At 42.4% G+C, this 9,530-nt stretch carries 9 protein-coding genes; 2 read left to right on the plus strand and 7 right to left on the minus strand.

Annotated elements, in window-relative coordinates; genetic code table 11:
* Window positions 1-700: 700 nt before the first annotated feature.
* The gene (gene uvrB, locus ACOVQQ_RS03535) at window positions 701-2,695 is read right to left on the minus strand and encodes an excinuclease ABC subunit UvrB (protein ID WP_421816969.1); all 1,995 of its coding nucleotides are present in this window, start codon (window positions 2,693-2,695) and stop codon (window positions 701-703) included.
* A 163-nt stretch (window positions 2,696-2,858) separates the two neighbouring features.
* Here uvrB and ACOVQQ_RS03540 point away from each other — a divergent pair, with 163 nt between their 5' ends.
* Window positions 2,859-3,623 (plus strand): alpha/beta fold hydrolase, encoded by a 765-nt coding sequence (locus tag ACOVQQ_RS03540; RefSeq protein WP_421816970.1) that lies wholly within the window; start codon window positions 2,859-2,861, stop codon window positions 3,621-3,623.
* Here ACOVQQ_RS03540 and ACOVQQ_RS03545 read toward each other — a convergent pair whose 3' ends face one another.
* The 6 genes from ACOVQQ_RS03545 to ACOVQQ_RS03570 are packed head-to-tail and all read right to left on the minus strand — an operon-like array spanning window position 3,624 to window position 8,303.
* Window positions 3,624-4,586, minus strand: a complete 963-nt coding sequence (locus ACOVQQ_RS03545; RefSeq protein ID WP_421816971.1) for a sodium-dependent bicarbonate transport family permease — start codon at window positions 4,584-4,586, stop codon at window positions 3,624-3,626. It abuts the gene before it with no gap.
* Window positions 4,583-5,530 carry an L-threonylcarbamoyladenylate synthase gene (locus ACOVQQ_RS03550; protein ID WP_421816972.1) on the minus strand — a complete coding sequence of 316 codons (948 nt, stop codon included), beginning with the start codon at window positions 5,528-5,530 and terminating at the stop codon, window positions 4,583-4,585. The genes ACOVQQ_RS03545 and ACOVQQ_RS03550 overlap by 4 nt, the downstream gene beginning before the upstream one ends.
* Before the next feature lies 1 nt (window position 5,531).
* Window positions 5,532-6,389, minus strand: a complete 858-nt coding sequence (locus ACOVQQ_RS03555) for a DUF6671 family protein (RefSeq protein ID WP_421816973.1) — start codon at window positions 6,387-6,389, stop codon at window positions 5,532-5,534.
* Window positions 6,389-6,655 carry a hypothetical protein gene (locus ACOVQQ_RS03560; protein ID WP_094485857.1) on the minus strand — a complete coding sequence of 89 codons (267 nt, stop codon included), beginning with the start codon at window positions 6,653-6,655 and terminating at the stop codon, window positions 6,389-6,391. The genes ACOVQQ_RS03555 and ACOVQQ_RS03560 overlap by 1 nt, the downstream gene beginning before the upstream one ends.
* Window positions 6,633-6,860: a hypothetical protein gene (locus tag ACOVQQ_RS03565; protein WP_421816974.1), complete on the minus strand. Its 228-nt coding sequence runs from the start codon at window positions 6,858-6,860 to the stop codon at window positions 6,633-6,635. The genes ACOVQQ_RS03560 and ACOVQQ_RS03565 overlap by 23 nt, the downstream gene beginning before the upstream one ends.
* Window positions 6,861-6,869: 9 nt before the next feature.
* The gene (locus ACOVQQ_RS03570; RefSeq protein ID WP_421816975.1) at window positions 6,870-8,303 is read right to left on the minus strand and encodes an NADP-dependent isocitrate dehydrogenase; all 1,434 of its coding nucleotides are present in this window, start codon (window positions 8,301-8,303) and stop codon (window positions 6,870-6,872) included.
* A gap of 89 nt (window positions 8,304-8,392) precedes the next feature.
* On the opposite strand from ACOVQQ_RS03570, the gene ACOVQQ_RS03575 reads away from it, so the two are divergent.
* Window positions 8,393-9,310, plus strand: coding sequence for a LysR family transcriptional regulator (locus tag ACOVQQ_RS03575; protein WP_421816976.1), 918 nt, complete (start codon window positions 8,393-8,395; stop codon window positions 9,308-9,310).
* Window positions 9,311-9,530 lie beyond the last annotated feature (220 nt).

The following is a 9,530-nucleotide window of genomic DNA, read 5'->3' on the forward strand; positions in this document are numbered from 1 at the left end:
CTAACCCAAGTATCGTCGGAGCTTCATCTTGTATTAGAGCGGTGCAATTTTTCAGGCGATTTGATACGTTCTGTGTTTTCCTCAACAGCTAAATTTCCCGCCTAATTCTGTGCGGTTCCGTGTTTTCTGTGCGAATAAAAGCTAGTGTATGATCTTGTCGAAGGCAGAGAAGAAAGACTTTTTAGTATTAAGATTTGAGTCCCGATAGCTATCGGGAAAGACTTTTCGATATTCACCATTTTACGTTTCATGGTCCCACCCTAACCCAAGTATCGTCGGAGCTTCATCTTGTTGTAGAGCGGTGCAATTTTTCAGTCGATTTGATACGTTCTGTGTTTTCCTCAACAGCTAAATTTCCCGCCTAATTCTGTGCGGTTCCGTGTTTTCTGTGCGAATAAAAGCTAGTGTATGATCTTGTAGATGGCTTACCGCAAAGTTCGCAAAGGGGAAATTTTCCGCTTCCGATAGCTATCGGAATTCCATTTTTTCTATTTTTCTATTCTTTCAATTTCTTTCCCGTGTGAGCGACAGCAGCGGCATCCTTTTTTGCGCTACGGATTTTCCACTACTGTCTAAGCAAAAAAGATACAGCGAATGGCGCGACGGCGCTTCGACAAGCTCAGCGACCACGCTTCGACAAGCTCAGCGACCGTTTGGCGTAGCCGTGCACGAACGAAGAAGCGCCGGCACACCCAAAAAATTAAAATTCAGTTTCTTGTAATTTTTTAATCTCGTCGCGCAATTTAGCTGCCAGCATAAAGTCGAGTTCTTTTGCCGCTTTTTCCATGCTTTTGCGCTTTTCTTTAATGAGTTTTTCAATGTCAGATTTCGACAAATACTCGGTTTTTTCCTCGGCAACCATGCGCACATTGCTCGAACTTAGGTGCTCGTCGAGTTGTTTTACTTTGGTAAAAATATTGTCCAACTTTTTATTCAATGCCATCGGAACCACATTGTTGTCAGCATTAAATTGTAGTTGTTTCGCTCTGCGGTAATTGGTTTCATCGATGGTTTTCTGCATACTGCCCGTAATGGTATCGGCGTACATAATGGCTTTGCCGTTCAAATTTCGAGCGGCGCGACCCACTGTCTGCGTAAGCGAACGATTGCTGCGCAAAAATCCTTCTTTGTCGGCATCGAGAATGGCAACTAACGAAACTTCAGGTAAATCCAAACCTTCGCGCAACAAATTCACGCCAATCAACACATCGAAAATACCTTTTCGCAAATCTTGCATGATTTCAATACGTTCCAGCGTATCAACTTCGGAATGAATGTACCGACAACGAATATCGACTTTCGTTAAGTATTTCGCCAATTCTTCGGCCATACGTTTGGTAAGTGTGGTAACTAAAACGCGCTCGTCTTGCTCGGCTCGTTGCTGAATTTCTTCGATAAGATCGTCGATCTGGTTTTCGCTCGGACGAATTTCGATAATCGGATCCAACAAACCGGTCGGACGAATAATTTGTTCCACATAAACACCGCCGCACTTTTGCAATTCGTAATCGGCCGGCGTTGCTGAAACGTAAATGACTTGATTTTGCAATGCTTCAAATTCTTCAAATTTCAGCGGGCGGTTATCCATCGCTGCCGGTAGGCGAAATCCGTATTCCACGAGATTTTCCTTCCGACTGCGGTCGCCACCATACATCGCACTTACTTGCGAAAGCGTCACGTGACTTTCGTCGACAACCATCAAATAATCTTTGGGAAAGTAATCTAGTAAACAGAACGGTCGTGTTCCGGGCAATCGACCGTCGAGGTAACGCGAATAGTTTTCGATTCCGCTGCAATAGCCGAGTTCGCGTATCATTTCTAAGTCAAAATTGGTACGCTCTTCTAACCGTTTTGCTTCGAGATTTTTACCAATCGAATTAAAAAAAGTGACTTGCTTCACCAAATCTTGCTGAATCTCCCAAATGGCGTTTTGCAAGACGTCGGGCGATGTCACAAACATATTGGCCGGATAAATCGTGAGTCGGTCGTATTGTTCGATTCGTACACCAGAGGTCGGATTAAATCGTTCTATTTCTTCAATTTCATCGCCAAAAAAGTGAATGCGAAAAGCGTCGTCGGCGTAACTCGGGAATACTTCTACGGTATCGCCTTTAATGCGGAACGAACCAGGTTTAAATTCGGCTTCAGTTCGGGCATACAAGCTTTGAACTAAGGCATGTAAGAGCTTTGTGCGAGCCAAACGCTGGTTTTGTTCGAGCGGGATTACATTTTTTTGAAATTCTATAGGGTTTCCGATACCGTACAAACACGAAACAGAAGCCACCACGAGAACATCGCGACGTCCGGAAAGCAGCGAAGCGGTAGTGCTCATTCGCATTTTTTCGAGTTCGTCGTTTATGGATAAGTCTTTTTCAATGTAAACGCCCGTAACCGGTATAAAAGCTTCCGGCTGGTAGTAGTCGTAATACGAAACAAAATACTCGACGGCATTGTTCGGAAAGAACTCTTTGAACTCGGCATAAAGTTGGGCTGCAAGCGTTTTATTGTGCGCAAGAACCAAAGTTGGTCGCTGAACTTCTTGAATGACGTTTGCAACGGTAAAGGTTTTTCCAGAACCGGTAACACCTAATAATGTTTGAAACTTTTCACCCGAGTGAATTCCACTCGCTAAAGCAGAAATAGCTGCGGGTTGATCGCCTTTTGGCGCGTAGTCGGAAACAACTTTAAACTTCATAGCCGCAAGATAACTAAAGGAATTCCTAAAAAATGATAAACATATTCTAAAACAATCTAATTTTCCGAAAAAATACAGATTGAAAGCTTATCTAAAAAAGAAGCGTTTTTGGCTGATTACACTCTGCGTGAGCTACTTAGTTTTCTGCCAAAGCTGCATGACTATGCGAAGCAACGCGAAAGAAACCCGACAGCATTTTGAAAAAGCGGGAATTCCGTACCAATCAAAGCTGTTAGCAATTAGCGAACATCAAATACATGTGATCACGAGCGGCGATTCGACCTTACCTGCCCTAGTTTTCATCCACGGCTCGCCCGGAAGTTGGGATGCTTTTAAAACATTTATGGTCGAAAAACGACTTTTAGAAAAATACTACTTGGTGGCAATCGACCGGCCTGGATTTGGTTATTCCGATTTCGGGGAGGCGCAATCTCTGCAAACACAAACGGAACTTTTGCACGAAGCGATTAGGAAATTGGGACTAAAATCGGTTGCACTTGTCGGACATTCAATGGGCGGACCTGTTATTTGTGATTTAGCGGGCACCTATCCTGAATCTTATAAACAACTGTATGTTTTAGCGGGTTCGGTAGATCCTGCTGCCGAAAAACCCGAGCGTTGGCGACAAGTTCTCATGGTTAAACCCGTTCGCTACTTGGTTCCGCAAGCCTTGCGTACTTCAAACGACGAGTTGTTTTGGTTGAAAGCTGACTTATACGATTTGAAGCCGAAACTCAAAAACATCAGTGGAAATGTGCGCATCATTCACGGAACAAAAGATCGCTTGGTTCCCTACAGCAATGTCGATTTTCTTAAAAAAGCACTTACCGCTGCACAAAAAGTGGATGTTGTAACGATCGAAAACGCCGATCATTTTATTCCGTGGTCGCATTATGAGATCGTACTGGCTGCTCTTATTAATGAGTAATTAAAGTGAAGCGAGTGCCAAATAAAGCGGCATACCTATGGTAATATTCACGGGGAAAGTAACTGCAAGCGCCATCGGTAAGAATAAGCCGGGATTAGCCTTTGGTACCGCGATTTTCATCGCTGCTGGAACGGCAATGTACGAAGCGCTGGCAGCCAAAACGGCAAAGATGAATCGGTTTCCTACATCTTGAGTTACCACCGAAGACAACACAGCGACTAAACAGCCATTTACCAGAGGAATTAGAACGGCAAAGGCTACGGCAAACCAACCACTTTTCACAAAATCATTCAATTTCTTTCCACTGGTAATCCCCATATCGAGCAGGAAAATAGCGAGAAAGCCTTTAAACAAATCTGTTGTAAAAGGTTTAATACCCATGGCTTGTTGATCGGATGCTAAAAGTCCGATAATCAAACTTCCTAAAATCAACAATACAGAACCATTTGTAAAAGAGTGTTTTACAAGAGAAAGCAGTCCGGTTTCTGTTTTTTCGCCATTCTTTGCAAACAAGCGAATAAGAACGACACCAATAATAATTGCGGGCGCTTCCATTAAAGCCATTACGGCAACCATATAACCCGAAAAAGTTTTATCCTGCAATTCTAAGAAAGTAGCAGCAGTGACAAATGTTACCGCCGATACCGAACCATAAGCAGCGGCAATGGCCCCGGAGTCGTAAATATTGAACTTGCGTTTCAGGATAAAAAAACTGTAAATGGGAATTAAAGATGCTATGACAATTCCGAAAATCACGGCCCAAATGATCTCGAAAGTAAAGTGGCTGTGCGCCAATTCTTGCCCGCCTTTAAAACCAATTGAAAAAAGAAGGTACAAGCTGATGAACTTCGACGAATTGTTTGGTATTTCGAGGTCGCTCTTTAGTTTAACGGCTATAATTCCCAAAAGGAAAAAAAGCAATGCCGGATTTTTGAGGTTTTCTAAGAGTAAATCTAAATTCATATACTGGTTGCAGCCCTTTTCAGGCGGTCGTTAATGGTTTGTCCGAGTCCGATGTTTTCTGGCTTTTCCACTACAATACATGCTAAATTTTGTGCGTCGTATTGGTGAAAAAGTCGATATAAATTTGTTGCTAGTTCTTGTAAATCTAATGGATTGTAGAGAAAAGCAGCCGTCGCCAATTTTGCTGCTTCTTGATTAACTCCGATGAAACCGACTGTTTTATCCGCTAACGCTCTTAAAGTTTGAACCGGATTTTCGGTTACAATTAATTGCGCTTTTGGAGCGTAGTGTTTTTTGTGCATGCCGGGAACCACGGTTTGCATTGGAATGTTCTGCAAGACTTCGAGCTTCGTAACTTCTGTGATTTGTTGCACGGTAATGGCACCGTATCTCAAAACAACCGGCACGTTATCTTTAAAAGCAACGATAGTCGATTCCAAACCTTGGCTGCATGAGCCACCGTCTAAAATCCAAACGTCGTCATTGGCAAATTGCTTGGCAACATCAGTGGCGTTTGTGGTACTGGTTTGCATGTATTTATTGGCGCTAGGTGCCACTAAGCCGTTTGGAAAATTGAGTAAAAGTTCGCGAGTTAAGGGATGTGCAGGTACTCGTAAAGCAACCGTATCCTGAGCAGCAGTGATCACATCTGAAATATGCGTTTTTTTTGGAAGAACCAATGTCAGCGGTCCGGGCCAAAAATGTGTTGCTAATATTTTTGCAGCTTCGGGTACCAAACGAGCTTGCTCGAATGCTGCTTCACTGTTGTGGAAATGCAAAATTAGTGGGTTGGTTTGCGGCCTATTTTTATAGGAAAAAATCTGTTTTACCGCAATTTCATTGCTGCTATCGGCTGCGAGTCCGTAGACCGTTTCTGTGGGAATGGCGACAACTAAACCATTTCTTAGTCGATTTACAGCTTGTGCGAGTTCGGTGATAATCATCTTACGGATTGCAATAGTTACAGTACATAGCCGACTCGAAAGATTTATTATCGGGTCTCGGCTGCTCGTTTTCGAATTGGCACACTTCGCAGCGGTACTTCAAAGCTAAAACGCTGTTTGTTGGCTGCTTGCAAAGCTCACAGGGCAAACCTGTTTTAACATCATACCAATCAAAACCTGGTGCTGCACAATTCGGGCACAAAGATTTGATTTTTTCAATTAATTTCTGCGCTGTTTCTGCAATTGCTTTTCGTCTCAACGGATTATTCATGGCACGCATATCGGTTTCGACATAAAAAGAACCGAAGCGGTTTAATAAATCTTGAGCAGCTGTAGCTACTTCTTCCTCAGACGCCAGATCTTTACTAACAACATCTGGATTTTCCTCGCGATTTTTCAAAATCACTTTTGCTTCTGGGAAACCGACTTTTTGTAGAAAAGTGGCTAAATCGGTTAGATTTGTGAGGCGTTCACCAGAAAAATTTGTGTCGGTAGTTAGGTGTTTAGCGAGATACTCGCGTTTATTCTTATAATCGGCCAGTAACAGATATTCTTCATTTGCATGAGCGAAAAAAATCTCGGGATGCGGACCAAAAGATCCTTCGCTGGCTAAAATTAAATCGTGTCCGTATTTGTCTGCCGCGGCTTTTGCCTTTCGGCGAACGGTTTCAAGTGCGGAGTCGCGTCGGTTAACTTCTCCAGAAAACGTTCCGAACACGTCAGTATCGAATTCAGGCGCAACCTGCACCTGAATTCCTAACTGATCGTTAAATAATGATTGAACAAGTAGTTCCTTTCCGTGCTTAGTGGCAAATAATGCCGTTCTTCCTTCGCCCAAAAGAAATTTACTGCGTTCCATCAAAGCAATTCAATTGAAATATTCGATTGAATTGAGAATTTCAAATTGCGTTCTTTGGCTTGCTTTACCAACTCGCGTACCGACTCGGTTGCATCAACAAGTTCGGCAACACGTTGTTTGCTGTGTTGGTTTTCCTCGCCACCTCGAATTTGCGAGCTGAAACTTTCGAGCGCGTGAAACTTGATCTTGCTATCTAGCAATTTCAAAAGCACATTCTCCGCCTCTTCCGGCGTAAACGTTCCGTCAATTAATTTGATTGAAGTCATTGGCATTGTTAGATTCACGATTCTCTGTTTTAGTTAAATTAGAAAGGACAATAAATGCGAGTAGGATTCCTACCACTAAAAAAGCGGTTCCGTAGCAGGAATTGGGTTGTAATAGATTGTAAATCAATCCGATGATTGTCCACAATAAAACCAAAACCAGTTTTACATTTTGCTTCATTTGAGGCGTTTGAGGTTGGTTAGCCATGAATTGCGATTACTGACCTTGACCTAAAGAGAAGGCAGCTTTTCCGTCGAACTCATATAGATTTTCCGTTTTGATTACGTCTAATCCGTGAGTTTCCGCGTTAGAAAGTAAGGTAATGATATCTTGCTTGCTCAACTCTCCTGTTGCTGATTTGAAACGGCAACGCCAGTGATCGGTACAAAAAGTTTCTGAGAAACCTTCTGGCCATACTTTGATTCCACGGTTGGTAATCATTGACAACGAAACTGAATCAAAACCAATTTTAGAAGCAGCTGCACCTAACTCGTCTGGATTCGTTCCGCGGTAGTGCAAGAAAACATCTACGCCTACTAATTTCTTAGCTTTTGGTGCTTTTCTTTCGTATTTCGGCAGATTCAAAGTTGCGTCTGTTTTATAAGTAACCGCTTTTAATTTAGAAGGTTTTTGACCTAAATTCGCGATTATAGCATCTGCAAATTCTTTAGTTCCAACTTTTACTTTGCTAGTTCCTTCTTTGAAAATGTCGTAGGTATGAACGCCGTCTTCAATTGTTTTCAACCAAGCGTTTTGCACTTTTTCGGCAACGTCGGTCATTCCCATATGCGTTAACATCATCACCGCACCTTGTAATAGTCCAGACGGATTCGCTAAGTTTTGTCCAGCACGACGAGGCGCCGAACCGTGAATAGCTTCGAACATAGCGCATTCTTCACCAATATTTGCTGAACCTGCTAGACCAACAGATCCTGCAATTTGTGCGGCGATATCCGAAAGAACGTCGCCATATAAATTTAGTGTCACAATAACGTCGAAAACTTCTGGTGTATCCGACATTTTCGCAGCACCGATATCGATAATCCAGTGTTCGTTTTCGATTTCAGGATATTCGGCAGCAATTTCGTCGAAAACTTGGTGAAACAAACCATCGGCTTGCTTCATGATATTGTCTTTTGTGAAGCAAGTTACTTTCTTTCTGCCGTACGCACGTGCATATTCAAAAGCGTAACGAACAATTTTCTCACAACCCGGACGCGAAATAATTTTCAAACACTGAACCACTTCGTCGGTTTGTTGGTGCTCGATTCCTGCATATAAATCTTCTTCATTTTCACGAACAATCACAATATCCATTTCAGGATGCTTGGTAGCCACAAATGGGTGCAAAGACGTACACGGACGCACATTGCTGTAAAGACCTAGAAATTTACGTGTGGTAACGTTCAAACTCTTGTAACCACCACCTTGAGGTGTTGTAATAGGCGCCTTCAAAAACACTTTGTTACGTCGGATAATATCCCATGATTCTGAAGCAATTCCCGATGTATTTCCCGATAGATAAACTTTTTCACCTACCTCAATTTCATCGTACTCCAATTCGGCACCAGCTGCCTTGATGATCGACAACGTAGCGTCCATAATTTCCGGACCAATCCCGTCTCCTTTTGCAATTGTGATTCTTTTCATGCTGAATAAATTTTATATCGGTGCAAAGATGATAGCTTCCTTTCATATATTTTTATTTATATTTGATATGGTAAACATTAAAATATTTTATGAATTATACCATTCACCAACTGCAAGTATTTTTGCGCGTTACGCAAACGGGAAGCATTACCAAGGCGGCAGAATTACTCAATTTAACGCAACCGGCCGTGTCTATACAGTTGAAGAATTTACAGGATCAGTTTGAGATACCGCTGACCGAAGTTGTTGGACGAAAATTGTATGTAACCGATTTTGGTAGAGAAATTGCCGCTGCCGCAGAAAACATATTGAATCAGGTACATGCAATTAATTTTAAAACGATGGCGCATAAAGGACAGTTAAGTGGCCGATTGAAGCTATCAGCGGTTTCCACCGGAAAATACATCATTCCGTTTTACCTGCAATCGTTTTTAAAACAGCATCCCGGTGTTGAGTTATCGCTCGACGTGACCAATCGTTTTAAAGTTTTAGAGAGCTTGGAACGCAACGAAATTGATTTTGCTTTGGTTTCGATTATTCCCGATCAATTTCAATTGAGCAGCATCAGTTTGCTTCGAAACAAATTGTATTTGATGAAGAATCCGAAGTATTTTGAGGTTGCAGCCTGCCAATCGATCCACGATTTAAAAGAATTGCCGATTATTTTTCGCGAGAAAGGATCGGGTACACGCATGATGATGGAACGTTTTTTTTCGCAGAACGATTTGAATATCGTTAATAAGATTGAGCTTACGAGTAATGAAGCCGTGAAACAAGCGGTTGTTGCGGGTTTGGGCGTTTCGATTTTACCCATGATTGGTGTGAAGAACGAGCTTTTGGTGGGCGATTTGAAAATAATCGATGTACCCAAACTTCCTTTAGAAACCGATTGGAACCTGATTTGGTTGCAGCAAAAGAACTTATCGCCTGTAGCAGAAGCTTTTCGAAATTTTGTAAGTACCGAGCGTAATCGGATTTTTGAAGAGGAGTTTTCCTGGACGTTGTAGGTCGGCGTGGATGAGTTTACTAGTTTATGTATTGTTTTTGGAAGTTAGTTCCGATAGCTATCGGGATCGATGATTTCACCATTTAACGTGTCGTTTTACCCGCCCAAACCCACAATTCGTTGGTGCCTGAACGTATCGAAGGCTTTTTTAGAAGCTAGTCCCGATAGCTATCGGGATCGCGACGTTTACCATTTTACGTATCGTTTTGCCCAACCGAACC

This window comes from Flavobacterium sp. (assembly GCF_049240005.1).
Lineage (GTDB): Bacteria > Bacteroidota > Bacteroidia > Flavobacteriales > Flavobacteriaceae > Flavobacterium.

Coding starts and splice junctions, on each gene's coding strand:
- ACOVQQ_RS03540 (WP_421816970.1), top strand. CDS start 2,859: ATGCGAAGCAACGCGAAAGAAACCCGACAGCATTTTGAAAAAGCGGGA.
- ACOVQQ_RS03575 (WP_421816976.1), top strand. CDS start 8,393: ATGAATTATACCATTCACCAACTGCAAGTATTTTTGCGCGTTACGCAA.
- uvrB (WP_421816969.1), bottom strand. CDS start 2,695: ATGAAGTTTAAAGTTGTTTCCGACTACGCGCCAAAAGGCGATCAACCC.
- ACOVQQ_RS03565 (WP_421816974.1), bottom strand. CDS start 6,860: ATGGCTAACCAACCTCAAACGCCTCAAATGAAGCAAAATGTAAAACTG.
- ACOVQQ_RS03545 (WP_421816971.1), bottom strand. CDS start 4,586: ATGAATTTAGATTTACTCTTAGAAAACCTCAAAAATCCGGCATTGCTT.
- ACOVQQ_RS03550 (WP_421816972.1), bottom strand. CDS start 5,530: ATGATTATCACCGAACTCGCACAAGCTGTAAATCGACTAAGAAATGGT.
- ACOVQQ_RS03560 (WP_094485857.1), bottom strand. CDS start 6,655: ATGACTTCAATCAAATTAATTGACGGAACGTTTACGCCGGAAGAGGCG.
- ACOVQQ_RS03555 (WP_421816973.1), bottom strand. CDS start 6,389: ATGGAACGCAGTAAATTTCTTTTGGGCGAAGGAAGAACGGCATTATTT.
- ACOVQQ_RS03570 (WP_421816975.1), bottom strand. CDS start 8,303: ATGAAAAGAATCACAATTGCAAAAGGAGACGGGATTGGTCCGGAAATT.